20 protein-coding genes are annotated in these 25,169 nt (G+C 68.3%); 11 read left to right on the top strand and 9 right to left on the bottom strand.

All coding sequences use genetic code 11. The annotated features are described in order from the left end of the window. Positions 1 to 59 precede the first annotated feature (59 nt). On the bottom strand, positions 60 to 1,517 hold the full coding sequence (locus tag SALPAC3_RS0123210; protein WP_026185842.1) for an MFS transporter: 1,458 nt from the start codon (positions 1,515 to 1,517) through the stop codon (positions 60 to 62). A gap of 346 nt (positions 1,518 to 1,863) precedes the next feature. On the opposite strand from SALPAC3_RS0123210, the gene SALPAC3_RS0123205 reads away from it, so the two are divergent. Together SALPAC3_RS0123205 and SALPAC3_RS0123200 are read left to right on the top strand one after the other, a co-directional pair. Further along, positions 1,864 to 2,718, top strand: coding sequence for a hypothetical protein (locus SALPAC3_RS0123205; RefSeq protein WP_232430532.1), 855 nt, complete (start codon positions 1,864 to 1,866; stop codon positions 2,716 to 2,718). Between the two features lie 87 nt (positions 2,719 to 2,805). Further along, the gene (locus SALPAC3_RS0123200) at positions 2,806 to 3,687 is read left to right on the top strand and encodes a PhzF family phenazine biosynthesis protein (protein WP_018223565.1); all 882 of its coding nucleotides are present in this window, start codon (positions 2,806 to 2,808) and stop codon (positions 3,685 to 3,687) included. Positions 3,688 to 4,243: 556 nt separating this feature from the next. Here the strand turns inward: SALPAC3_RS0123200 and SALPAC3_RS0123195 are convergent. Next, complete coding sequence (locus SALPAC3_RS0123195) at positions 4,244 to 4,885, bottom strand: hypothetical protein (protein ID WP_026185841.1); 642 nt, start codon at positions 4,883 to 4,885, stop codon at positions 4,244 to 4,246. A gap of 246 nt (positions 4,886 to 5,131) precedes the next feature. After that, a complete protein-coding gene (locus SALPAC3_RS0123190) occupies positions 5,132 to 5,482 on the bottom strand; it encodes a histone-like nucleoid-structuring protein Lsr2 (RefSeq protein ID WP_018223563.1) in 351 nt (116 codons plus the stop codon). A gap of 361 nt (positions 5,483 to 5,843) precedes the next feature. On the opposite strand from SALPAC3_RS0123190, the gene SALPAC3_RS0123185 reads away from it, so the two are divergent. Continuing rightward, entirely contained in the window at positions 5,844 to 7,394 is a 1,551-nt protein-coding gene (locus SALPAC3_RS0123185) for an MFS transporter (RefSeq protein ID WP_018223562.1), read from the top strand. A 29-nt stretch (positions 7,395 to 7,423) separates the two neighbouring features. On the opposite strand, the gene SALPAC3_RS0123180 is transcribed toward SALPAC3_RS0123185, so the two are convergent. After that, the gene (locus SALPAC3_RS0123180) at positions 7,424 to 8,215 is read right to left on the bottom strand and encodes a YaaA family protein (RefSeq protein WP_018223561.1); all 792 of its coding nucleotides are present in this window, start codon (positions 8,213 to 8,215) and stop codon (positions 7,424 to 7,426) included. A gap of 336 nt (positions 8,216 to 8,551) precedes the next feature. Between SALPAC3_RS0123180 and SALPAC3_RS0123175 the strand changes: the two genes are divergently transcribed. Together SALPAC3_RS0123175 and SALPAC3_RS0123170 are read left to right on the top strand one after the other, a co-directional pair. Next, positions 8,552 to 9,202, top strand: coding sequence for a CDP-alcohol phosphatidyltransferase family protein (locus SALPAC3_RS0123175; protein WP_018223560.1), 651 nt, complete (start codon positions 8,552 to 8,554; stop codon positions 9,200 to 9,202). Between the two features lie 13 nt (positions 9,203 to 9,215). Beyond that, a complete protein-coding gene (locus tag SALPAC3_RS0123170; RefSeq protein WP_018223559.1) occupies positions 9,216 to 9,863 on the top strand; it encodes a hypothetical protein in 648 nt (215 codons plus the stop codon). Positions 9,864 to 9,974: 111 nt separating this feature from the next. Here the strand turns inward: SALPAC3_RS0123170 and SALPAC3_RS0123165 are convergent, their stop codons facing one another. From SALPAC3_RS0123165 to SALPAC3_RS0123150, 4 genes are all read right to left on the bottom strand, one after another. Next, positions 9,975 to 12,371 (bottom strand): arylsulfatase, encoded by a 2,397-nt coding sequence (locus SALPAC3_RS0123165; RefSeq protein ID WP_018223558.1) that lies wholly within the window; start codon positions 12,369 to 12,371, stop codon positions 9,975 to 9,977. A gap of 61 nt (positions 12,372 to 12,432) precedes the next feature. Next, positions 12,433 to 13,107 carry a hypothetical protein gene (locus SALPAC3_RS0123160; RefSeq protein ID WP_018223557.1) on the bottom strand — a complete coding sequence of 225 codons (675 nt, stop codon included), beginning with the start codon at positions 13,105 to 13,107 and terminating at the stop codon, positions 12,433 to 12,435. Positions 13,108 to 13,239: 132 nt separating this feature from the next. Further along, positions 13,240 to 14,505, bottom strand: coding sequence for a DUF2254 domain-containing protein (locus SALPAC3_RS0123155; RefSeq protein WP_018223556.1), 1,266 nt, complete (start codon positions 14,503 to 14,505; stop codon positions 13,240 to 13,242). A 211-nt stretch (positions 14,506 to 14,716) separates the two neighbouring features. After that, entirely contained in the window at positions 14,717 to 15,226 is a 510-nt protein-coding gene (locus SALPAC3_RS0123150; RefSeq protein WP_026185840.1) for a GNAT family N-acetyltransferase, read from the bottom strand. Positions 15,227 to 15,397: 171 nt separating this feature from the next. Between SALPAC3_RS0123150 and SALPAC3_RS0123145 the strand changes: the two genes are divergently transcribed. Continuing rightward, complete coding sequence (locus SALPAC3_RS0123145; RefSeq protein ID WP_018223554.1) at positions 15,398 to 15,868, top strand: DUF6328 family protein; 471 nt, start codon at positions 15,398 to 15,400, stop codon at positions 15,866 to 15,868. Here SALPAC3_RS0123145 and SALPAC3_RS0123140 read toward each other — a convergent pair. Beyond that, positions 15,858 to 16,793, bottom strand: a complete 936-nt coding sequence (locus SALPAC3_RS0123140) for a formylglycine-generating enzyme family protein (RefSeq protein WP_026185839.1) — start codon at positions 16,791 to 16,793, stop codon at positions 15,858 to 15,860. The genes SALPAC3_RS0123145 and SALPAC3_RS0123140 overlap by 11 nt on opposite strands. A 201-nt stretch (positions 16,794 to 16,994) precedes the next feature. On the opposite strand from SALPAC3_RS0123140, the gene SALPAC3_RS0123135 reads away from it, so the two are divergent. The 5 genes from SALPAC3_RS0123135 to SALPAC3_RS0123115 all read left to right on the top strand — a co-directional run bounded on the left by SALPAC3_RS0123135 (position 16,995) and on the right by SALPAC3_RS0123115 (position 25,127). Beyond that, positions 16,995 to 20,660 carry a nitrate reductase subunit alpha gene (locus SALPAC3_RS0123135; protein ID WP_018223552.1) on the top strand — a complete coding sequence of 1,222 codons (3,666 nt, stop codon included), beginning with the start codon at positions 16,995 to 16,997 and terminating at the stop codon, positions 20,658 to 20,660. Beyond that, positions 20,660 to 22,387, top strand: a complete 1,728-nt coding sequence (gene narH, locus SALPAC3_RS0123130) for a nitrate reductase subunit beta (protein ID WP_018223551.1) — start codon at positions 20,660 to 20,662, stop codon at positions 22,385 to 22,387. The genes SALPAC3_RS0123135 and narH overlap by 1 nt, the downstream gene beginning before the upstream one ends. Beyond that, positions 22,384 to 23,010: a nitrate reductase molybdenum cofactor assembly chaperone gene (gene narJ / locus SALPAC3_RS0123125; protein ID WP_018223550.1), complete on the top strand. Its 627-nt coding sequence runs from the start codon at positions 22,384 to 22,386 to the stop codon at positions 23,008 to 23,010. The genes narH and narJ overlap by 4 nt, the downstream gene beginning before the upstream one ends. Further along, the gene (gene narI / locus SALPAC3_RS0123120; protein WP_018223549.1) at positions 23,007 to 23,765 is read left to right on the top strand and encodes a respiratory nitrate reductase subunit gamma; all 759 of its coding nucleotides are present in this window, start codon (positions 23,007 to 23,009) and stop codon (positions 23,763 to 23,765) included. Before narJ ends, narI begins: the two co-directional genes overlap by 4 nt. A 126-nt stretch (positions 23,766 to 23,891) precedes the next feature. Then, complete coding sequence (locus SALPAC3_RS0123115) at positions 23,892 to 25,127, top strand: globin domain-containing protein (RefSeq protein WP_080635268.1); 1,236 nt, start codon at positions 23,892 to 23,894, stop codon at positions 25,125 to 25,127. Positions 25,128 to 25,169: the final 42 nt, after the last annotated feature.

Raw genomic sequence — 25,169 nt, 5'->3', positions numbered from 1 at the left:
GCCGACCTTCGGAGCAGCCGGACGACAGAGGCCACGGACTGATCCGTGGGAAAGGGCCGTCACCGTGATCGGGAACGAGTGACCAAGTCGATCAGAACAGCGGCAAACGCGATGACGAAGAAGCAGATAATGACCGCCAGCGGTATTCGGAAGGCGAGGAGCCAGTCACCGGTTCGGTCCAGGCTGGTGAAGAGGGCGGTGCCGACGACGGCGACCCCGAACCCACCCCCGAAGCGCTGCCCCGTCTGCAGCATCCCCGCGGCACTGCCGCCCTGGGCCGGTGGCACGTGTGCCAGGGCCAGGGTCTGGTTCGGAGCAATGACCAGCCCGCCCCCGACGCCCGCGGTGACGAGTCCACCGCCCAAGCCCGCCAAGAGCAGGGGCAGGGTGGCTGCGTGCGGGGAGCGTGGATCCGGTAGGAACAGGTCTGCGATCAACAGCATGGCGAGCCCGACTGCTCCACAGGCCAGCCCCGCGGCGATCAATGGCCGCCCGATCCGGCCGGCCCTGGCGCCGGCGGCCACCGAGCCAAGGGCCGTGCCCAGAGCCAGCGGCATGAGGGCGATGCCCGCCACCAACTCGTCGTGTCCGAGCCCTTGCTGCAGATACTCCGACACCAGATAGTAGATGGCCTCGTAGCCGGCGAAGTAGAACGTGGCGATGAATGCGCCCAGGGCGAATGACCGGATCCGGAACAGGCCCAGGTTGAATATCGGCTCGCCGTGGCGGGCATAGGACCGTTCCCAGTAGAAGAAGGCGACCAGCATCGCCAGGCCGGCCGGGAGGAGCAGCCAGCGGAGCAGCCCCGGCCACTGCTCTCCCTGCATCAGCCACAGCAGCCCCAACCCGCATATCAGCAGGAGCGCCCCGACCAGGTCCAGGTCGGGGCGCTGTCCCCGCTCGGCGATGGGGAACAGCCGCCACCCGAAGCCGGCGACGACGATCCCCAGCGGAACATTGATCAAAAAGATCCACCGCCAGCCCTGCTCGCCACCGAGGGTGACCAGGGCACCGCCGAGTATCGGACCGGCCAGTCGGGAGCTACTGACTCCGACGGCCAGCAGCCCGAGCGGACGTCCGCGGTCTCGGGGCGAAAACATTCGCTGGACCGCCCCGAACACCTGGGGTAACGCGACGCCGACGCCAACTCCCTGTACCAACCGAGCGATGATCAGCCATTTTCCGGAGGGGGCGAACCCGGCAACCATGCTCGCCACGACGAACAACATGATGCCGGCCACGAATATGTTGCGCCGGCCACGCTGGTCGCCGAACCGGCCCGCCGGCACCAGTGCCAGTCCGAGCGTAAGAAAGTACCCGGAAACCAGCCATTGCTGACCACTCGAGCTCAGGTCGAACACACTCCTGATCGTCGGCAGGGCGATCACGACCAGGGAGATGTTCAACCCGACCAGAAACACCGTCAACAGCCCGACAGTCGTCACCGGCCATGGTCGGATCGGCCGCCCCGACCCGGTCCGGGGCGCCTCCCCCGCACCCAGCTCACCCTCGTTCATCCGGCTGTCCGGCACCAGAAAGAACCATCGTGGCCGCACTCTCCGGATGGGCGACGGAGAGTGCGGTCACTCCAATCCCCACGCCGACCCCACTCACCCGTACCGAAGGTCAGCCTCCGACCGAACAACATCGACTCGGCGGCGCAGCACCGGCGCTCCAACTCGAAGTCATAACCCGAACCCACCCTATGGGCGACGCCACCAGGCGGACCGATCATCGGAACCGACTCACCCCAACGTGCCGACCTTCCGGGCGCCGTTGCCGGCTATCTTCCGGGCAGCCGACGGGTGCACCACGCCAACGTTCGGGTGCCCCGACAAGGACATGCACGGGTACGGTCCCACCATGGTCGAGTTATCAACGCGGGCAGCGCGAAGCTTCGCGGGCCGACATCGCGCCCGCCGGCTCGCGCCCCGGGTGGCGGGAGTTACTCGATCCGCTCGCCCGCTCCGCAGGGCCTCGCCGCTGACGTGCACCGCTGCGGCTGTTTGGCTGGCACTGAGTGGATGCTCGGACTACCAGGAGGGCGATTCGCTGGCGCGGACCATCGCCGAGGACGAAGCCGCGCTCCTCAGCAAGGACCTCGGTTACCACGATCACATACGGGGCGCCGAGCACCTCGCCGCGACCTGGGTCCGCAGGGAGGGGGTGGGCGCCGGGTCCACCGTACGGCGGGAAGCGGTGGGTTGGTCCGATCGGACCGTCGGATCGGATCAGGTCACGATCGATGTCCGGTTCGTTGTGACGGCCGCACCGTCGAAGAACCCCTTCGAACCCCGCGCCGATCAGACGGTCCCGGCGGCCCGATGCTACCGCTACCTGCTTAAGGTAGATCGCCACCCGACGTATCACGAGATCGACTGTCCTTCCGGACCCGCTCCAGCGCTGCCCTCCGCCTCGCCGGCCCCGAGGCTGCCGGACGACGGGCGTCAGCGGCTGGCCGCGGCGCTACGCACGGCCACGCCCGACACCTTGGCGAAGGCGGTGCGAGCAGCTTTTCCCGAGCCACACATCCGGGTCGATACCGTCACCCACGAGGGTGTCCTCGTCGCCGCGGTCGGCGTACCCGCCGAACGGGACTGTCTCCTCCTGATCCGCACTCCGAGCGGGGACATCGAGTCGCCCGGATTCAACAAGATCTGGTTGGAGCCCGGCGAACTGGGGTGTAACACCGGGCTGTATCTCTCACCGCCCAGATAGCAGGCATCGACGCACCCGACCGGCGGCGACCACGGCCGGTCGATTGGCACTCGGCTGTGGATGGACTCCGCCCCTAGGATCGCGACCATGGAGATCCTACGGTTCGCCGCGTTCACCACCGACCCCGCCGGCGGCAACCCGGCTGGGGTGGTGTTGGACGCCACCGGTGCGGACGACGCGGAGATGCAGCAGGTCGCGGCCGAGGTCGGGTATTCCGAAACGGCGTTTCTCGTGCCCGGCGACGCGGGGCATTTCGCGGTTCGCTACTTCAGTCCGAAAGCGGAGGTCCCGTTCTGTGGCCACGCGACCATCGCGTCGGCCGCGGCGTACGCCGAGCGGCACGGCCCTGGGGTGTTGCATCTGAGCACCCCCGCCGGCCCGGTCGAGGTCTCCACCACCGTACGGGCGGACGGCACCATCACCGCGACGCTGGTCAGCGTCGAGCCGCGCACCCAGCCGATCGCCACGGACGACTTCACGGCCCTACTCGAAGCGTTGCGCTGGAAGTCGGCGGACCTGGCGCCGACACTGCCACCACGGGTCGCCTTCGCCGGGGCATGGCACCCGATCATCGCCGCTGGAAGCCGAGCCCGCCTGGCCGATCTGGACTACGACATGGCCGCACTGTCCAGCCTGATGGCCGAGCGTGACTGGACCACCATCAACCTGGTGTACCGAGAGTCCGCACAGGTCATTCATGCACGAAACCCGTTTCCCCCCGGCGGCGTCGTGGAGGACCCCGCCACTGGTGCGGCCGCCGCGGCGCTCGGTGGCTACCTGCGGGAGCTCGGCCTGGTCGCGCCGCCCACGACGGTCACCGTGCACCAGGGTCAGGAGATGGGCCGCCCGAGCCTACTCACCATCGACATCCCGGCCCGGTCCGGAACCGGGATCGCGGTGAGTGGCGCCGCGGTTGCCCTCGCCCCACGCCGCGATCCGGACCGTGGCGCGCAGACGGCCACGATGTGAGCCCCCGAACAGCACACCGATCTGACCGAGGCTGAGCCCGCGGTCGAAGGGGAGCAGGGCCAGCACGGGCAGGGCCAGGCCAACCGGCAGCCACCGAAGGAAGTGGCACGTCCGGTTGCCCTCGACGGCCGGGTGGCTCGACACGGTAGCCGCTGGGGCCGGCCAGCTGGCGTCCCGCCTCCTGGCTGGCCCCAGCACCTCCGGTCCGACGGTGTCGGGCCACTGGCCCTGACACCGGGTGCGTGCCGGCCGAGCCGGGCAGCGAGTGCTGCGGGATACATCCCCCCGTTGCGCTCCAAATGGAGCTGATCCATCCCGCTGGCAATCCCCATCCGGGTCAGCGACCCGTCGCCCGACGCCTCTGAAACATGCGTTCCGTGTGCGGCGCTGCCGCTAAACACACGTTTCTCAGCGCAGAGTCGATCTTACGCTCACGTTCGGTACTCCTGTCAACAGCTATGTCGCGGCGCCCGTGGCCGCGACGCTGTCATCTATGTCACCCTCCGGCCAGGGACGACAACCTCCGGCCGCGCTACCGACCTGTTGCCGAAAGCCGCTACGGAGCCAGGAGCAGCGCTTCGGCGCCCACCGGTCGGAACCCCGCCGCCTGGAACGCACGCACACTGCGGGCGTTGCCCGCGGCCTGCTGTGCCCAGACCGGCTGCCCGGTCGGCGCCAGGTGCCGAGCGGCCCTCGCCAACGCCCGCCCGAGGCCCGCCTCGCGCCGCCCCTCGTCAACCTCGATCGCCGCTTCCCACCGGCCGGCCACACCCCGGCCTAGGATGACCACTCCCCCATCAGCCGCCCAGACCCGGACGTCGTCCCGTCGCTGGCGCGCCCGGGCTTCCCGGGGATGGGCGAGGTCGGTGAGCTCGGTGAGCCGCAGCGGGGGTGCACCAGCCAGCGGGCTCGCGACCGTCAGTAGGTCGATCGTGTCCATGGAACGTCCGGTGCGCTCGAGCAGCGCGCCCAGGAAGCGTGGGTGCATTGTGGCTGCCAGGCGGTCACAGTCGAGAGCGGCCAGAATTCCCCGGACCCAACGCGGATCCTCGTCGGTGAAGACCACGGAGTGAGCGGTGAACGCGATCACGCCGGCGTCGCGGTCGCCGGGCTGCGGCAGCACGGTCGTCCCACCATCCGGCGATGGGAAGCGCCCGACGGCCGCCGCTTCCAGGAGCTCGGCCAGTTCGCTTCCCATGGTCATTTCCTCTCGGCGCTACGGAGCCCGGGGCTGGATCGGTGGCGGACCACGCCTCCCCCGCGCCGACGGCCAGCATGTTCCAGCCGGAGCTGCCAATCGAGGGTAGGCCTCCTCCGGGGAACCAGCTTCGCATTCCGGGCCAACGCGGGGCGGGACACAGCGAAGGGCCCCGGCCCGGGGCCCTTCGTGCTGCGTCGGGCTAGCTCGACCGTGGCCATTGCTGGCGGACCGACTGCCAGCCATTCACTGCTTGTCGTATGCCTCCATCACGCCGACCGGGATGCGTCCACGGTCCGACACCTGATATCCGTTGGCCCGCGCCCACTCCCGGATCTCCTCGTTACGGGCGCGGGTGGAACGCTGCGCGGTCGCGGCTGCCCCCCGCACCGCCCTCGTGATCCCACCGTGGCCGCTGGCCCTACCGACGCGCTGACCAACGGCGATATAGGGGGCGAGCGCCTGCCGGAGCGTGGATGCGTTCTCGTCCGAGAGTTCGATGGTGTAGGCCCTGCCGTCGAGACCGAACTCAATCGTCTGGTCGGCCTCACCACCGGTTAGGTCATCAATCAGTTGGGTGATTACCTGTCGCGCCATGCTCGGGTTAACTCCATTTCACGAGTGCGAAGAGGAGGACATTAGCATCCAGACAGGGTGGTTGCTAAAGGACCCACAGTCGGGTTTCGCTCCACCACCAAATCTCCCTCATGGGTAGCGGTTACCACACCCGCCGTGGCTGTTCCTCCGGCCACCAATTGCGAGCCACGACCGCTTGTCATCGAGGCGGCTGAGCTCGCATTCCCGCCGACCGCGCTGCCGCCGCCAGATCCCGACCGCAGCGGTTCGGCGTCCAGCGGCGCCACCCGCGCCGACCACCGAGGCAGCCCGCCGTCCCGACCGATCCAGCCACCCGTAGCTTCAGACCACATATCAGCAAATTTTCCTATATCGTCCGGTTATGCACTCCCGGTCCCGCGGGTCGCCTCCGTCCCGACGGGTCGCCCTGATCAGCCTCTGCACCGCCGCCATGCTGGTGTGGCTCGCGTTCTCCAACCTCGGGGTGGCGTTACCGACCATCGCCACCGAGCTGAGCGTCAACCTGACCGACATGCAGTGGGCGAACAACGCCCTGAGCATCGCCTGCGGAACCCTCCTGCTGGCCGGCGGTCGTCTCGCCGACCTACACGGTCATCGAAAGATGCTGCTACTCGGCCTGCTGATCTTCGGTGTCGCCGCCCTGGGGACCGCCTTCACGCCCAACCTCGCCGGTCTCATCGCCGGCCGCGCGTTGATGGGCGCCGGTGGCGCACTCATCCTGCCCGCCACGCTGGCGATGATCCCGGCGCTCTTCAAGCGGACCGAGCAGCCCCCGGCCTTCGCCGCGTGGGCCGCGGTGACCTGGGCCGGGCAGGCCGTCGGGCCCGCCGTCGGCGGAGCCCTGACCACGCTGCTGGGCTGGCGGTCACTGTTCTGGTTGACCGCGCCGGTGGTACTCGTCCTGTACGTCCTGACCACACGAAGCGCACCCGAGGCGCAGAAGGGCCGGGGCAGGGTCGACCTGATCGGGCTGGCCACCGGGGCCGGAGCCGCCCTGTGCCTGCTCTTCGCGCTGACCGAGGGGCAACAGGTCGGCTTCGACGATCCGCTGATCATCGCGCTCTTCGGCGCCGCCGCGGCGCTCACCCTGGCGTTCGTGTTCGTCGAGCTGAGGATCACCGACCCGCTGGTGGATCTACGGCTGTTCCGCACCCGCAGCTTTGACGGCGCTCTTCTCGTCAACCTGACGATGAACCTGTCCTTCGCCGGCGCCCTCTTCGTGCTGTCCCTCTACCTGCAGGACGTCCGGGGCTACAGCGCGATCGCGGCCGGTCTACTCCTGGTTCCGGCCGCCGGAACAATCCTGATCTTCAACGCCGTCGGCGCACGGATCGTCAGCCGACACGACGCCCGCTCCCCCTCGATCTGGGGCCTCGTCCTGGTCGGCGTCGGCAGCTTCGCCGTCAGCGCCCTGCTGCCCTCCATCTCGGTACTCGCGGTGATCCTGGGCCTGCTCATCATCGGTGTCGGGCTGGGTCTACTCTCCGTGCCCGTGGCCGACACCATCGTCGGCGGCCCACCGGTCGCCCTCGCCGGCGCCGCGTCCGGCCTCTACAAGACCAGCAGCATGCTGGGGGGCGCGCTCGGCGTCGTCCTGCTGACCGCCGCGACCACCCGCTTCGGTCGGGCCGACGCCGCCCCGGTTAGCACCGCGGCCGGGCTCACCGAAGCCGAGTCGAGCCAGGTCGTCAATGCGCTGACCAACTCCCAGACGGCGATCGCCATCCTCGACAAGCTGCCAGCGAACGAGCGGAGCCTCGTGATCGCGGTCTATCACCAGGCATTCTCGGACGGAGTGTCGACAGCCCTCGTGCTCGGTGGGGTGATCGCGGTGATCGGCGCGATCCTGGCCGCCTGGATCTGGCCCCGCCAGCGAAAGAGCGGTAGCCCGCGGCAAGCCCAGCAGACCTGACCGCTCAGCCGGGGTCGTGTCGTCGCACGTCAGCCCAGGTCCTGTCGTCGGACGCTAAGCCCCTTGCCCCCGAACTCCGTACAGACGAAAGCGGGCTGGCGGGGCTTACTGAGAGCCGGTTCGTGGCGGTAGCCGATCTCGGCGAAGTCCACGATATCCGCCGGGTCCTCAACCTGGGCGGTCAGTAGCCATCGGGCGAAGGCGCCCCGGGCGATCTTGGCGTGTACGACAACGAACCGCGGCTCACCCGTCTTCGGATTGATCGTCAGAAAGCGGGGGCTGACGAACCGGTCGTGGGGCAGGAATCGGGTGACGATCCGGTTGTACTCGATGGCGGCCAGATCAATGATGACGCCGGTCGGCGGTAGGCACCGGGCAACGGCATCGCCCCAGAACTGGTAGAGGTTGGCATACGGCGGGTCCGGCAGGCGGTACCCCATCTCCAGCCGGTACGGCTGGATGCCATCGTCCGGGCGCAGAATGCCGTACAGCCCGGATAAGATCCGCAACCGCCCTTCGGCGTACGCCCGGTCGGCGGGGGTGAGGTCGGCGGCGCGGAGCCCGCTGTAGATGTCACCGGCGAAGCTGTCGATCGCCGGTGACTGCCGCCCCGGATCGGTGCCCCAATCGGCGAAGAGCCCGTGTGTTCGGGCGGCCAGTTCCGGAGAGAGCTCCATGACGGCGGCGAGTTGCTCCACCGAGAGCGTCCGGAGGTATGCCGCCAACTCCTCGGCCCGGTCCCGTAGGGCAGGCACGGTGAGGGTCGCGCCGCCCTGGGGCGCCGGTCGCATCGCCTTGGAGGTGTGAATCAGAATGATCATTTTCGCCTCGTGCCGAGATCAAGATCCCCTGAGCATAGCGGCCCGACCGGTGGCTCCGCGGCGACGAACCGAGAGCGCCAAGCCGACCAACGTGCCCCACCGGCCACCTCGCCCCCACCCACCTCGACGTCAGCCCCGGCGCCCGACGACGGAGATTCGCTACCGACAATCCAGGCGGCCCCGGGGCACGACTGCGGGACATTACCGCCAGTGCACCCGGGTCACCTCCAGGTGTTGTCAAGCCCCTCGGCGAGATCGTCTTCGCTGCTCGGGTTGTAATGTGGTTCCGCCACCTGCCACATTCGGCGGTAGCCTTCACCTCCTGGAGGAAGCTGTATGCCGGGAACGAACCTTCAGGAGCGTACGACGCCGACCACCGCCGCGCCGCCGCGGATCGTGCAGGCCGCCAATACCGTGACAGCGGTACGTACGATCGGCGCGGTCGCGGTCGCGATCGGCGCGATCGTCACCCAGGACCCGGTCCTGGCGGTAACCGCCTATCTAATCTACTGGGTCGGCGACACTCTGGATGGCTGGACAGCCCGCCGGCTGAACCAGGAGACCCGCTTCGGTGCGGTCTTCGACATCCTGGCCGACCGGCTCTGCTGCATCCTCTGTATCATCCCGCTGCTTCAGGCACGACCACAGATGGTGGCTCCCATCGCGGTCTTTCTGCTGCAGTTCGTCGTCGTCGATCTGGTGCTCAGCCTGTCGTTTCTCCGTTTCGGGCTACTCAGCCCAAACTATTTCTTCCACGTGCACCGTGGTGTCTTCCGGTGGAACTGGTCCCCGCCGGCGAAGGCTGCCAACACCAGCGCGCTGGTGCTGCTCGCGCTCTTCGTGCCGAGCCCCTGGCCAGCGCTCGCGCTGGCCCTGGCGGTGACCGTGATCAAGGTCGTCTCCCTGGTGGTGGTACGGCGACTACCCAGCAGCCGTCCACCGCAGCGCGGCCAAGCCCCCGACCCCGGCTGGCCCCCGTCCGCATGAGCGGGGCCGCGTCATGATCGAGGCCGGGATCGCGACCTTCCTGATGGCGTTCGCCTCGGCCTTCATCCCGGCGGTGCCGGTGGAGCCGTACCTCATCGGCGCGGCCACCGTGACCGGGCAGGGCGCCCTCCTGCTGGGTGTCACCGCCGGCGCCGGGCAGACCACCGGCAAGGCGCTGATGCTCCTGGGCCTACGCGGCACCCTCCGCTCCACGAGGCTGCGCCGCTGGTTGGAGCGGCACACCGCCCGCTTCGCGCCGGAGCCGGAGCCGGCGGCGGCGGCAACCGTGGCGGTGGCGCCGAGCGGTCCGGCACCGAGCGCGACGGCGCCGAGCGGTCCGGGTCTCGGCGCTGCGGAGCCGGCGGCCGTGCCGCCCCGAGTGACCGTCCGGACGATCCTCCGCCGGTCGATCACCGCCGTCGTCGCGGTGACCCGCCGCTGGAACAACCGACTCATCACCCTGCTCGACCGGCCTTTCGTGGCGGTACCGGTGGTGTTGCTGAGCGCGGCGGTCGGCCTGCCCCCGCTCCTGCTGGTCGTCTTCTGCATCAGCTCGACCCGGATGTCGGTGGCCATGTTCGCGGTCACGTGTTTCGTCGGCCGCACGACTCGATTCGCCGCGGTCAGCGTGTTGCCGGACCTCGCGCACCTCCTCGGATAACGCGTGGGGGTATCCGCCGTCCGGCGGATACCCCCAAGGCCGCGCTGGTCAGCACCGACGCCACGCCCGAGCCGCAGCTGCCCACCCGGCCGTGGGAGCTGGCGGCAACGCTCAGTCCCGGGCCATCATGGCGGCCGCCTCCCGCTCGACGTCAACGTAGGCCTCACCGGAGACATCCGCGATGACCTGCTTGATCGTGGCACCGGTCAGCTTCCAGGGACGGGCGCCGGAGTAGTCATAGGTGACGGGCGCGCCGCGGTCCTGGCCGACGTTGAAGCCTTCCCCGGCGAGCGCGAACTTGCCGAGTTGGGTCTGCATTCCCTTGCACTCACCCACCTTCTTCTTGCCGATGAACAGCGAGGCGTTGCCGATGCAGGCACTGGGCTGGTCGGAGCCGGGTGGAGAAATCAACTTGTCTTTCTCGAACGCGACGCCGAGTACCACCTTCCCCTTCGGCACATCGATGTTCGAGGAGATAACCTGCTCCTTCTCCCCCAGGTAGTTGTAGACGTACTTCAGTTTGCCGTCCTTGAGGTAGAGGGCGTGCCCGCCGAAGTTGGAGCCCTGTGCGAAGAGAACGCCTTCCGCGTCGGGACCATCGATGACAACGTCGGCTGCCAGGATGTAGGACCGCCCCCGGATGTTGACCGCGACCGCCTCGGGGACCTCCAGCGTGTTCGGATAGTAGACGTAGTGGTCTCGCGGTGGCGCCACCTGCGGTCGCGGCGTGCTGAGCAACTCGGCAATGGGCCGGTCGTCCACCGGGAGACCGAAGAACATGCCGGCCTGGTGATACCAGAGTGCCGCCAACTCCGCGGCCAGCTCGGGGTGTTGGTCGGCCACGTTATGGATCTCGGCACGGTCGACATCGGTGTGGTAGAGCGCCCACTGATCCAGACCGAAATGACCCCAGTCCGCCGGTGAGCTCGGGTGCAGAGCGTCGACCTTCCAGCCGTCCCGCCACAGCGCCCGGGTACCCAGCATCTGGTAGAACTGGCTTTGCTTCGCGGTCTTGGCCTTCGGCTTCTCGAAGGTGTGTTTGAAGCTGGAGCCCTCCAGTGGCCACTGTTTGAAGCCCTTGACCGTCTCCGGCAACTCGATGCCGAGGCAGTCATACACCGTGGGCACGATGTCGGTCACGTGCGCGTACTGGTCGCGTAGCTCGCCTTTGGCCTTGATCCCGGCCGGCCAGTGCACGATCATCGGGTCACAGATTCCACCCTCCCACGCGTCCTGCTTGAACAGCTTGAACGGGGTGTTGAAGGCAAAGGCCCAACCGGTCGAATAGTGGTTGTACGTGCCGGGCGAACCGAGAATATCGAGCATCTTGATATTCTCGTCGATATTACTCGGGACACCGTTGAAGAACGTGTTCTCATTAACGGCGCCGTCCGCCCCACCCTCACCTGACGCTCCGTTGTCTGAGATCACGAAGATGAGGGTGTTGTCCAGCTCTCCGGTGTCCTCGAGGTAGGCGATCAGCCGGCCGATCTCATGGTCGGCATAGCTGGAGAAGCCGGCGAAGACCTCCGCCATCCGCGTCTGCAGCTTCTTCTCATCGTCGCTGAGCGAGTCCCACGGCCGTACGTCGCTCATGGCGGGCGAGGGTTTGCCGTCCGCGCTGCGCACGTCGCTGAGCGGGTTGATCGGCGAGAGCTCGGTCCCCTTCGGCAGGATCCCCATCTTGATCTGCTTTGCCAGGATCTTCTCGCGGATCGCCTCGTACCCCATGTCGAACTTGCCCTTGTACTTGTCCGCCCAGGCCTTCGGTACGTGGTGCGGGGCGTGGTTCGCCCCGGGGCAGAAGTACATGAAGAAGGGGCGGTCCGGTGCGACCTGCTTGGCGTCGCCGATCATGCCGATCGCCCGGTCGACAAGGTCGGCGGTGAGCAGATACCCGTCCTTGCCCTCCTTCCACTCGTCAATACTTACCGGGTCGGTGGGCTGGTCGACGAACTGCTGGTCCTGGACGAGGTTCGGGTAGTACTGGTTGGCCTCTCCACCAAGGAAGCCGTAGAAGCGTTCGAAGCCACGGTGGGTGGGCCAGTTCCGCCTGGAGGAGGCCATGTTGGTCTCGTCTTCGGCGACACAGTGCCACTTGCCCAGCGCGTAGGTGTTGTAGCCCCGGTCGCCGAGGATCTCCCCGATAAGAGCCGCCTCCCCGGGAATGTGCCCATTCATCCCCGGGAATCCCTGGGTCGCCTCGGCGACGCAGGACATGCCGACGGTGGTGTGGTTGCGCCCGCTCAGCAGCGCGGCCCGGGTGGGCGAGCAGAGCGCGGTGGTGTGAAACTGGGTGTACTTCAGTCCGTTGTTGGCGAGCTTGCTCATGTTCGGCATCTCGATGGGCCCACCGAAGAAGTCCCAGGAGCCGAAGCCCGTGTCGTCCCAGACCAGGAACAACACGTTCGGCGCGCCTTTCGGCGCCTGGGGTTGGGCGTAGGGGTCCCAATCCGGCGTCGAGTCCTTGGCGCCCAGGTTGATAACGCCCTTGAATGCTTTACTCATGAACGGCTTCTCCTTCTCCCGCTCCCACGGCGAGACCCGCGGCCTGCCCGTACTTTGCCAATCAACTCTTCGCGGTGTCGGATGGCGCCACCTGGCCGGTGACCAACATTCGGATGCTCACCAGCAGAACCCAGGCCGGGAAGATGAGCGTGAACCAGAGATTCTGGTTGGTGAAGATCAAGAGCAGCACGGCCAGAATGTAGGTCAGGATCCAGAGCCACTTCGGCATCAGGCGGGTCTTCATCCCCACCGTTCCGAGCGCGAACATGAACACCGCTGCCATACGTACCGCGTAGATCCCACTCGCCTCAAGCATGATCGAGCGACCGAACCCCACCGTCTCGGTACCCAAGGACTGGGACCCACCTTCGGGAACACCATCCACAATGGCTCCCGCCACCACGACGGCGACAAATATCATGGCCAGGAAAAGAACCCCGCTCCCGATGAGCAGAGTGGAGAAGAACCAGTCTCCCAAGTTGCCCATGTACTCGCGCACCACGCCCATGAACCAGAGGAAGAAGATTCCGGCGAACGGGATGAGGAACAACGCCACCCGCATCCGGCCAGCTTCTTGCCGTACCCACTCCACATCGGCAAAAGGCTCCTTCGGGAGCGCCGACCGAAGCAGGATGATACTGATGGCGAAGACCACGGCGAAAAGTATGCCCGCGATCGCGACCCCGCGCGGATTTCGGAGCGCCCGCAACGTTTCTTGATCAGAACTCTTGCCCATCGGCAACACCCTTCACCAGCCGTTTCAACGGTCCCATGGAATGCACGCCCCTCCTTTTCTCGTTCTACCAGAGAACGGGGCACCCAGTGGCCGGAATGCCTCCGGCCACGAGCCGGGCTCGGAGCCGGAGCCTCACCCCCGGCCCGGACCGCCGATTCCCTGCCGGTCCGGCACCACGGCCCGGTCGTGGTCGACCTTGCCCCCGAAGCTCGCGGCCAGGGTCTGGTCCAGCCGGTCAAGCTCGGCGTCCACCGCCGGTCGCCGGTCGGCCGGAAGTACCTCGCGGAGATCCTCGAGCATGGCGCGGAGCCGCCGCAGCACCTGGACGGAGCTGGCCCCGTACTCGCGGATCTCGGTGACCGCCAGCGTGAGGTAGTCCTCCCACGTCCGGCCGGGCACAGTCAGCCGCGGCTGGCCGGACTCGTCGCAGTACCGCATCGTGCCGAGGGGCCGCGCCCCGATCATCCGCAGCAGCTCCTCCAGGTAGTCCATCATCTGCACCGCTGTTGTCGGATCGTTGATGGCCGAGGAGAGCGCCCGGGCCGCGCTGTCCACCAGAATCCGTACCGGAAAGGCCGGATCACGCTCGATGGTCCGCTCGATCCCCAGGGCCACCATGGCGTGGATCTGCTTGGTGGAGTCACCCGACGGCCTCGTCCCGAATATCTCCATCACTGGTTGGCCGGCGATGATGTAGTCGCCGGCCGCCACCTTTGACCGGAGCTGACAGTCGTGCTGGCTGGCCCAACGGACCAGGGCTGCCTCATTCAACGCCTGCACCGACCCGGACCGTTGGGACTGAATCACCAGAGTTGGATCCCCGGCCGGCTCCTCCTTGGTCACCACCGACCCGCCCGACTGGTCGCGCGCCGCCATCAGCTTCCGGGCGGTCTTGGTCACGTCGGCCGCGACCGCCACCGGTCGAAGTTGATGCACCAGATGGTTGAGGAAAACCACGAAGAGCACGAAGCTGACGATGAGGAAAATCCCCGAGATGCCGACACCGAGCGGCGGGATCTCCGCTGACCCACCAAGAGCCAGGAGCGTGAAAGCGAAGGCGACCGTCCCGAGGATAAACGTCACGACGGCCAGGTGGAATCGGTCCCGGTACAACAACCGCAGGTAGCGCGGAAAACTGTCGGCGTGGAGTTCGAGTACGACCACGCTCACGGCCACCACAAATCCGGCCAGCACCCCGGCGACCTCGACCACGATCGTGAGGAGCTCCTGTGCCGCGGACGGCTCGAACTCCCACGCCGACGGCAGGGTAATGACAGCGTCGACCTCGCGGACCACCAGGGCGAGCAGCCCTCCCACCACCAGGCCCAGCAGCGGGAAGAACCACATGCTCCCCACCAGGTTCTGGCGGATTCGGAAGAACTTCGCCCACAGCATCATCGAACTCCTCACCGCTTCGGGTAGGGACCCGACCGGAGCGTGTTGACGACCCGCCGCCGAAATTGCGTTGGGCAACCCATGTCTGCGGTTTTCCGCTGCGGGCCGAAACCAGCCCGGGCCAAGCGGCTGTCGCCTGCGAGCCTTCCACACGTTCTGGTTCGGATTGGGCGGAACCGTCAATCCGGGCTGCGGTGGACCGATCGGTCCCGCGCTACCTCGCGTGGGCGTAGCGGACGGTGGCCAGCCGGTGACCGCTGATCTCGTAGCTGCCGGTCGCCCCGTCCAGGACGAATCCCCGGCGCTCGTAGAACCTTCGGGAGCTGTTGTTCGCCGCGGCACACCAGAGCCGGACAACCGCTGCGTCGAGTTGGGCGATGGCGGCGTCCAGCAGGGCCGCACCGACCCCCTGGCCCTGGAACTCCGGTAGCACGTAGATCGCGTAGACCTCGGCGGATCGCGGATCCTGCCGGTCCGGCCCGGCCATCACCACACCAACGACGCGACCCGGGGTGAACGCCAGCAGTGTGCTCCGGGCCGGGTCCCGCCGACTGCGGAAACGCCGAGCCCAATCCGCCTCGTCCAGGGATGCCAGCACCTCGGTGGGCAGGAGTTCCGCGTAGGCGGCACGCCAGCTCCGCACGTAGACCGCCGCGACCGTCGCCGCGTCCTCGACGGTGGCCGGCCGGATGGCGGCGCCGCCAGCCGCTAGCGAGCCGTTCATGATCACGATTGTGCCCCATCCGGGATCACAGCCGGGTCGGGCCCCGCGCCACCGGTGTCGGTGCGTTGGGCGATTCCCACGGCGAGAGATCGCATCGGTGCCAGACTGTGAGGCACGGAGGAAGGAGGGTCCCTCCCTCCCGGCCCGGACCACACCGATTGCGGAGGCAGGGTGGCGGAGGAGACGGAGACCCGCTGGCGGCGCCGGTACGCCGAGCTGTTGCAGGAGCTGCGGATCGCGCAGACGGGGGTGCAGATCCTCTTCGCCTTCCTGCTCGCCCTCCCGTTCAGCTCCGCGTTCGGCGAGACCAACGCCTTCCAACGGACGCTCTACATCATCTCCTTCCTCGCCACCGCCGCCGCGGCGGTGGCGACCATCGCCCCGGTGGCGTTCCACCGGGCGCTGTTCCGGCAGGGGCGTGATCCGGAACTGGCGCGCTTCACCCACTGGATGACCACCACCGGCTTGTTGCTGATGATCCTGGCCGTGATCGTTGCGGTGCTCCTCGTCACGGACTTCATCCTCGAGCTGCCGCTCGCGCTCGCGCTGACCGGCCTGACCCTGATCTGGCTGCTGCTGCTCTGGGTGCTCGTGCCGATCGGTCGCAGCCGGACCGGCAGCGACTCCGGTACTACCGGATGACGCACCGGAAGCCGAGGTGGCAGGTCGAGGTGTCGATCGCTTCGCCCTGCCGGGCCGCCGGCCGATATCGCATGCAGTAGTTGGGGGCGCACAGGTGGGACCCGCCCTTGATGACGTGGCGGGGAATGCCCGCGCCCGGTCCGTCGGCGGTGACCGGCGTCGTACAGCACGCCTTCGCCGACGGGTCCGCGGGGTACGTGAAGACGTCCCGGGTCCACTCCCAGACGTTGCCGGCCATGTCGTAGAGGCGGTGACCGTTGGGCGGGAAGGCTCCCACCGGCGAGGTTCCCGCGTACCCGTCGAGGAGCAGGTTCTGCCAGGGAAACGCGCCCTGCCAGGTGTTGGCCATCATCTTGCCCTCGGGGGCGAACTCGTTGCCCCAGGTGAAGGCGGCACCGTCGAGCCCGCCACGGGCGGCGAGCTCCCACTCGGACTCGGTGGGGAGTTCCTTGCCGGCCCAGGTCGCGAAGGCCACCGCGTCGGCGTACGCGACGTGGGTGACCGGGTGCAGGTCTCTGCCGTCGATGGTGCTGCCCGGCCCCTCGGGATGACGCCAGGTCGCGCCCGGCGTCCACGACCACCAGTTGCGGTAGTCGGCGAGGCTGACCGGCCCGGAGGCCTTGCGAAACACGAGGGAGCCGGGGACGAGCAGCTCCGGGTCGGCGTCGGGGTAGTCCGCCGCCGTCGGTGCCACCTCGGCCATTGTCACGTGGCCGGTCTCCCGGACAAATCGCTCGAAATCTCGGACGGTCACCAGGTACTGGTCGATCCAGAACCCATCGACCTCGACCCATCGCACGGGCCCTTCTTCAGGATAGAAATCCGTTGATCCCATCCGAAACCGACCGCCCGGGATCCAGACCATCTCCGACCCCGGGCGGGTCGTCGCCGGGGAGCTGAGCGCCTCGTGCACCACGCCCCTCACCCTAAGCCACCCAAAGCACTGCAACTTGCCAATTATCGGATCACCTGGGTGAGCAGGGTGTTGCCGGGCGGAAAGTTCACCAGCGCCACCGAGATAGGCGATCGCGCCGATTTAGACCCGCTTTGTCTGGCTATCTGCGCCAAGCTGGGGACGAGTCATCCCATCGGGTGTTCTCGCGGTCACCGGTGAGGAATGAGGCGAATGACGGGCACGACGGAGCATGCGAGCCGGGCGTTGCTGGCCGTGGGCGGCCTGGTTCGCCGGGCCGAGGTCGCCCCCGACGGCCGGGCCCTCTACCAGGTCGGTGGGCGCCAGGCGGATGCCTTCTACCGAGACCGTTGGTCGTACGACAAGGTGGTGCGCTCCACCCACGGGGTGAACTGCACCGGTTCCTGTTCCTGGAAGGTGTACGTCCGCGACGGCATCATCACCTGGGAACAGCAGCAGACCGACTACCCGAGCGTCGGCCCGGATCGGCCGGAGTACGAGCCGCGGGGCTGCCCACGCGGGGCGGCGTTCTCCTGGTACACCTACTCCCCGACGCGGGTGCGCTACCCGTACGCCCGGGGTGTGCTGATGGAGATGTACCGCGAGGCCCGGCAGCGGCTGGGTGATCCACTGGCGGCGTGGGCCGAGATTCAGGCCGATCCGCAGCGGCGACGCCGCTACCAGCAGGCACGGGGCAAGGGCGGCCTGGTCCGCGTCTCCTGGGACGAGGCGCTGGAACTGGTCGCCGCGGCGCATGTGCACACCATCGCCGAGTACGGGCCGGATCGGATCGCCGGCTTCTCCCCCATCCCGGCGATGTCGATGGTGTCGCACGCGGTGGGGGCACGGTTCCTGTCGCTGATCGGCGGATCGATGCTGTCGTTCTACGACTGGTACGCGGACCTGCCGGTGGCGTCCCCGCAGATGTTCGGCGACCAGACCGACGTGCCGGAGTCCGGGGACTGGTGGGACGCCTCCTACTTCATCATGTGGGGCTCCAACGTGCCGGTGACCCGCACCCCGGATGCGCACTGGATGGCCGAGGCACGATACCGGGGCCAGAAGGTCGTGGTGGTCAGCCCGGACTTCGCCGACAACGTCAAGTTCGCCGACGAGTGGATGCCCGCCCAGCCCGGCACCGACGGGGCACTGGCGATGGCGATGGGGCACGTCATCCTCAAGGAGTTCTTCGTCGACTGGAACACGCCCCGGTTCTTCGACTACGTGCGCCGCTTCACGGACCTGCCGTACCTGGTCAGCTTGGAGCCGGCAGCCGACGGCGGCTACCGCCCGGGGAAGTTCGTCACCGCCGCCGACCTGGGGGAAGGCGACAAGGAGGCGGCCTTCCGGCCGGTGCTGTGGGATTCCGTCGCGGACGGGCCAGCGGTGCCGAACGGGTCGCTCGGGGACCGCTACAGCGAGACCGGCGTCGGCCGGTGGAACCTGGAGCTGGGCGAGATCGTGCCCCGGCTGAGCTGTACCGGCGGCGAGGCGGTGGAGGTGCTGCTGCCCCGGTTCGACACCGACCAGCCGGCGGTGCTGCGGCGCGGCGTGCCCACCAGCCGGGTCGGCGACCGGTTGGTCACCACCGTGTTCGATCTGATGCTCGCCCAGTACGGCGTCGCCCGTCCCGGCCTACCCGGTAGCTGGCCGACCGGGTACGACGATACGGCCGAGCCGTACACGCCGGCGTGGCAGGAGCCGCTCACGGGCGTACCGGCGGCGCAGGTGGCCCGGGTGGCCCGGGAGTTCGCGGACAACGCCGAGCGCTCCGGTGGCCGCTCAATGATCGTGATGGGGGCCGGTACGAACCACTGGTTCCACTCCGACACCACCTACCGGGCGATGCTGGCGCTGACCACGCTGACCGGCTGCCAGGGGGTCAACGGCGGCGGGTGGGCACACTACGTGGGGCAGGAGAAGTGCCGGCCGGTGACCGGCTGGCAGCAGCTCGCGTTCGCGCTGGACTGGGTCCGCCCGCCCCGGCAAATGATCGGCACCGCCTTCTGGTACGTCCACACCGACCAGTGGCGCTACGACACGTACGCCGCCGACGCCCTCGCCGCTCCCACCGGCGCCGGCGCCTTCGCCGGCAAGCACACCGTCGACCTGTTGGCTCAGTCGACCCGGCTGGGCTGGATGCCGTCGATGCCCACCTTCGACCGTAACCCCCTTGATCTGGCCGACGAGGCACTGGCCGCGAACCCGGACGACCCGGCGCGTTACGTCGCGGACGCACTGGTCGATGGCCGACTCGGTTTCGCCGGCACCGACCCGGACGCCCCGGAGAACTGGCCCCGGGTGTTGACGGTGTGGCGGGCCAACCTGCTCGGCTCCTCCAGCAAGGGCAACGAGTACTTCCTGCGTCACCTGCTCGGCACCGAGTCGAACCTACGGGCGGAGCAGGCTCCGGCCGGCAACCGCCCGGCCGATGTCGTATGGCGCGACGAGGCCCCGGAGGGCAAGCTCGACCTGCTGCTGAGCCTCGACTTCCGGATGACCTCGACCACGCTCTTCTCCGACGTGGTGCTACCGGCGGCCACCTGGTACGAGAAGCATGATCTCAGCACCACCGACATGCACCCGTTCGTGAACGCCTTCACCCCGGCGATCAACCCGCCGTGGCAGACCCGCACCGACTTCACCGCCTTCCACGGGATCGCCAAGGCCTTCTCCGCCCTGGCCCGCCGGCATCTCGGTGTACGCAGGGACCTGGTGGCGACGGCACTGCTGCACGACACCCCGGATGCGATGGCTACTCCGGGCGGGGTGGTGCGCGACTGGAAGACCGGCGACGCTCCCGCGGTGCCGGGCCGCACGATGCCGAAGTTCGTGGTCGTGGAGCGGGACTACGGCGCGGTCGCCGACCAGATGGCCGCTCTCGGCCCCCTACTGGACCGGCTGGGCACCACGAACAAGGCGGTCACCGTCGATGTGCACCGGGAGGTCGACTACCTGCGGCGGGTCAACGGCGTGGTGCGGGGTGGCGCCGCCGACGGCCGGCCCCGGCTGGACACCGACATTCGAGCCTGTGAGGCCATCCTGGCGCTGTCGGGCACCACGAACGGCCGCGTCGCCACCGAGGGCTTCCGGTTCCTGGAGCGGCGGACCGGTCAACGCCTGGCGGACCTCGCCGCCGAGGCGGAGGGGAAACAGATCACCTTCGCGGACACCCAGTCCCGTCCGGTTCCGGTGATCACGAGTCCGGAGTGGTCGGGCAGTGAACACGGCGGTCGCCGGTACTCGGCGTTCACGATCAACACGGAGCGGCTGAAGCCATGGCACACGTTGACCGGGCGGCAGCACTTCTTCCTGGACCACGACTGGATCCACGAGACGGGCGAGGCGCTGCCGATCTTCCGGCCGCCGCTGGACCTCCACCGACTCTTCGGCGAACCGCGGCTCGGCGCCAACGGAGAGTTGGAGATCACCGTTCGGTATCTGACTCCACACTCGAAGTGGGCTATTCACTCGGAGTACCAGGACAACCTGCTCATGCTGACGCTGTCCCGCGGTGGGCCGACGATGTGGATGAGTGAGGCGGACGCGGCGAAGATCGGGGTGCGGGACAACGAGTGGATCGAGGCGGTCAACCGCAACGGGGTGCTGGTCTGCCGGGCGGTGGTCAGCTACAAGATGCCCGAGGGCACCGTCTACGTCTATCACGCGCAGGAACGGGTGATAGACGTGCCGAAGGCACAGCTCAACGGCCGCCGCGGCGGGATACACAACTCGCTGACCCGACTGCTGGTGAAACCCACCCACCTGATCGGCGGATACGCGCAGTTCGCCTTCGCGTTCAACTACCTCGGGCCGACCGGCAACCAGCGCGACGAGGTGACGGTGGTCCGCCGCCGTTCGCAGGAGGTGCGGTACTGATGCGGGTGATGGCGCAGATGGCGATGGTGATGAACCTGGACAAGTGCATCGGGTGTCACACCTGCTCGGTGACCTGCAAGCAGGCGTGGACCAACCGATCCGGGGTGGAGTACGTCTGGTTCAACAACGTGGAGACCCGCCCCGGCCAGGGCTACCCGCGCACCTACGAGAACCAGCAGCGTTGGCAGGGCGGCTGGGTGCGCACCCGCTCCGGGCGGCTCAAGCCCCGCTCGGGCGGGCGCCTGAAGCGGATGTTCACCGTCTTCGCCAACCCGAAGCTGCCCTCCATGCAGGACTACTACGAGCCCTGGACCTACGACTACGAGCACCTGATCACCGCGCCATCCAGCGACGACATCCCGGTCGCCCGGCCGAAGTCCCTGCTCACCGGCGAGGACATGAAGATCACCTGGAGTGCAAACTGGGACGACTCCCTGGCCGGCGGGAACGAGATCACGGCGGGTGATCCGGTGCTGGCGAAGGTGTCCGAGCAGGTACGGCAGGAGTACGAGAAGACCTTCATGTTCTTCCTGCCCCGGATCTGCGAACACTGCCTCAACCCGTCCTGCGCCGCCTCCTGTCCCTCCGGGGCGATCTACAAGCGCAGCGAGGACGGCATCGTGCTGGTCGATCAGGACCGCTGCCGCGGCTGGCGGATGTGCATCACCGGCTGCCCGTACAAGAAGGTGTACTTCAACCACCGCACCGGCAAGGCGGAGAAGTGCACGTTCTGTTTTCCCCGCATCGAGATCGGGCAGCCGACCATCTGCTCCGAGACCTGCGTCGGCCGGCTGCGCTACCTCGGCCTCCTGTTCTACGACAGCGACCGGGTGGCCGAGGCCGCCGCCACCGAAGCCGAACAGGAGCTCTACGCGGCGCAGCGCTCGGTCTTCCTCGACCCCCACGACCCCGACGTCGTGGCCGCCGCGCGGGCGGGCGGGATCCCCGACGACTGGATCGAGGCCGCCCAGCAGTCCCCGATCTGGGACCTGATCATGAAGTACGAGGTGGCGCTGCCACTACACCCGGAGTATCGGACCATGCCGATGGTCTGGTACATCCCACCCCTGTCCCCCGTGGTGGACGTGCTGCGCGACACCGGCCACGACGGTGAGGAGGCCGGCAACCTCTTCGGCGCGATCGACGCTCTCCGCATCCCCGTCGACTACCTCGCGGAGCTCTTCACCGCCGGCGATCCGGCACCTGTCCGCGCGGCGCTCGGCCGGCTCGCCGCCATGCGCGCCTACCAACGCCGCGGCAACCTCGGCGAGACACCGGACGACGCCATCCCCGCCAGCGTCGGCATGACCGCCGACGAGATGGACGACATGTACCGCCTCCTGGCGGTCGCCAAGTACGAACAGCGCTACGTCATCCCCGCCGCCCACGCCGAGGACGCCCACCGGCTGGAAAAGATCGCCACCGAGTGCTCCCTGGACTATGTGGGCGGCCCCGGGATGGGCGGCGGCGGACCCTACGGGCAGGGCCCCTTCGGGGAATCCTCCGGCACGCCCGTACCGATCCAGGTGGAGACCTTCGACGCGCAACGCAGCCGGCAGCGGGCCGACTCCCTGACCGAGGCCGGCGACCCGGCCCAACGGACCAACCTGATCGACGCCGGTGGTGCGGGCGACCGGACCGGCGCCCGACCGCGGAAGGATCCGGCCGGCGAGGGCGGCGACGTGACCGGCCCGGGCGTCCTCGACATCAACCGGGACCAGCCATGACGACCGAACCGACGACCTGGCGGCCCGTCGCCGCCCGCGCCGCCTCGCTACTGCTGCGCTACCCCGACGAGGAGGTCCTCGCCGCGCTGCCGATCATCCGGGCCGCCCTCGACGCGCTCCCCGACGCCGTGGCGAAGCCGCTCCGACAGGTGCTAACCCACTGCGAAGCAACCGCCCCCGGCGAGCTGCGCGCCGCCTACGTGCAGCTGTTCGACTTCCGCCGCCGGTGCTGCCTGCACCTGAGCTACTACACCTGCGGCGACACCCGCCGCCGCGGGGAGGCGCTCGTCGGCTTCGCCGCCGCGTACCGTGCCGCCGGCCTGGCGGTGGTCGACGGCGAGTTGCCCGACTACCTGCCGGCGCTGCTCGACCTGGCCGCCGAAGACGACACCGGATGGCGGCTACTGCACGACAACCGGGTCGGCCTCGACCTGCTCGCCGAGTCGCTGGGCCGGGAGGAGTCCCCGTACCGGCACGCGGTCGAGGCGATCCGGACCATGCTGCCCGCCCCGCGCCCCGCCGACCTCGCCGCCGCGCTCCGGCTGGCCCGCACCGGTCCGCCGGTCGAAGAGGTTGGTCTCGAACCGTACGGACTCGTTGACACCACCGGGGGCCGCAGATGAACACGGTGCACGTGCTGCTCTGGGTGGTCTACCCGTACCTGGCCATCACGATCCTGATCGGAGGGCTGATCTGGCGCTATCGCTACGACAAGTTCGGCTGGACCACCCGCTCCACCCAGCTGTACGAGACCGCCTTGTTGCGCTGGGGCAGCCCCCTGTTCCACTTCGGCGTACTCATGGTGTTGATCGGACATGTGGTCGGCCTCCTCATCCCCAAGTCCTGGACCGAGGCCGTCGGCATCACCGAGCACAACTACCACTTCATGGCCGTCTTCATCGGGACCGTCGCCGGCTTCTGCACCCTCGCCGGAATGGTCATCCTGATCGCCCGCCGCCGTTTCACCGGCCCCGTCTTCGCCGCCACCACCCGCAACGACAAAGCGATGTACGTGTTCCTCGCGGCCGTCATCGTGCTGGGACTCTGGAACACGGTGCGGGGCAACATCACCGAAGGGGGCTACGACTACCGCGCGGACCTCTCGCCCTGGTTTCGGTCGCTGTTCTACTTCAGCCCCGATCCCGAACTCATGACCAGCGTGCCGATCGGTTTCCAACTCCACGTCGTGGCCGCCTTCGCCCTCTTCGCGTTCTGGCCGTTCACCCGGCTGGTGCACGCCTTCAGCGCGCCGATCGGCTACGTCACCCGGCCGTACGTCGTCTACCGCAGCCACGGGACCGGACCGCGCCCGTCTCGGCCGGGCTGGGAAGGACCGCCGACGCTGCCGACCCGCTCCTCGTCCCGAAGCCGACGGTGACGGGCTCCGCACAGAATCCAGGACCTTCGGCCCTGATCTGGGCTGTTGTGTGTCTGTTCGGTGGAACCAGGTCATGTTTCCGCAGACTCGTCCGGTAGACGACCGTGGAACACGATCTTTACGCCGATCGATGCTCTCAAAGGAGTGGTCTTGCTCTCGCAATCCTCAGCAGCAGTGGTAACGGCGACCCTGCCCGCTGTGCAGGCGCACGGTGAAGCGATCACCAGCCGGTTCTACCAGCGAATGTTCAAGGCCCACCCGGAGCTACTGAACATCTTCAACAAGGGCCACCAGGCCACCGGGGAGCAGCCGGCCGCGCTCGCCGCCTCCGTGGTCGCCTACGCCGAGCACCTCGTCAACGGCGACGACGAGAAGTCGTGGGAGCTGATCCTGCGCCGGATCGCCCACAAACACGCCTCGCTCGGCATCACCGCCACCCAGTACACGATCGTCGGCCGCCACCTGCTCGCCGCGGTCGGCGAGGTGCTCGGTGCGGCCGTGACCGACGAGGTCGCAGCCGCCTGGGACGAGGTGTACTGGCTGCTCGCCTGCGAGCTGATCGCCCGGGAGGCCCGGCTCTACACCCAGGCCGGGGTGGGCGAGGACGGGTCGGTGTGGCGGCACTGGCAGGTCGTGGAGTGCATTCAGGAGACCGCGGATGTCATCTCCTTCCGCCTGGTCCCGGCCGACGGTGGCCCGCTTCCCACCTTCACGCCCGGGCAGTACGTCTCCGTCGCGGTCGACCTGGACGGCGGGCGGCAGCAGATCCGGCAGTACAGCCTCTCCGGCCCACCCGGCGAAACCTACTGGCAGATCACCGTCAAGCGGGTACGCGCCACCGGCGACGCCCCCGAAGGCGTGGTCTCGACCCTCCTGCACGACCGGGTGACCGCCGGTGACACGCTCCGCCTCAGCCCCCCGTTCGGCGAGGTCAGCGCGATCGGGGATGGGGGCCCGCTGGTGCTGGTCAGCGCCGGTATCGGCCTCACCCCGGCGATGTCGGCCCTGCACCACCTGGCCGCGACCGAGACCGACCGGGAGGTGGTGCTGGTACACGCCGACCGCAGCGCCGCCGCCCACGCCCGCCGCCACGAGCTGCCGGAGTTGGCGGAGCAGTTGCCGAACCTGTCGGTGCTGTTGTGGTACGAGGACGCCGCCAACGGTGAGTTGGACCGGCTGAAGGCGGGGGTCAGCGCCGGCCAGCTGGATCCGAGCCGGGTCCCGCTACCGACCGAGGCCGACATCCACCTCTGCGGGCCGGTGCCGTTCATGTACCAGGTCCGCGCCGAATTCCTCCGCCGAGGCGTGCCGAAGGACCGGATCGGCTACGACGTCTTCGGCCCGGGAATGCTACGCGACTGAGTCCTTCGGGCTGACCCCACGGTTGGATCCTGCGGGCTGACC

This window comes from Salinispora pacifica DSM 45544 (assembly GCF_000378845.1).
GTDB classification, from domain to species: Bacteria; Actinomycetota; Actinomycetes; order Mycobacteriales; family Micromonosporaceae; genus Micromonospora; species Micromonospora pacifica.
Note: the sequence above shows the minus strand (reverse complement) of the source record. Positions and strands in the feature narration are given on the sequence as shown.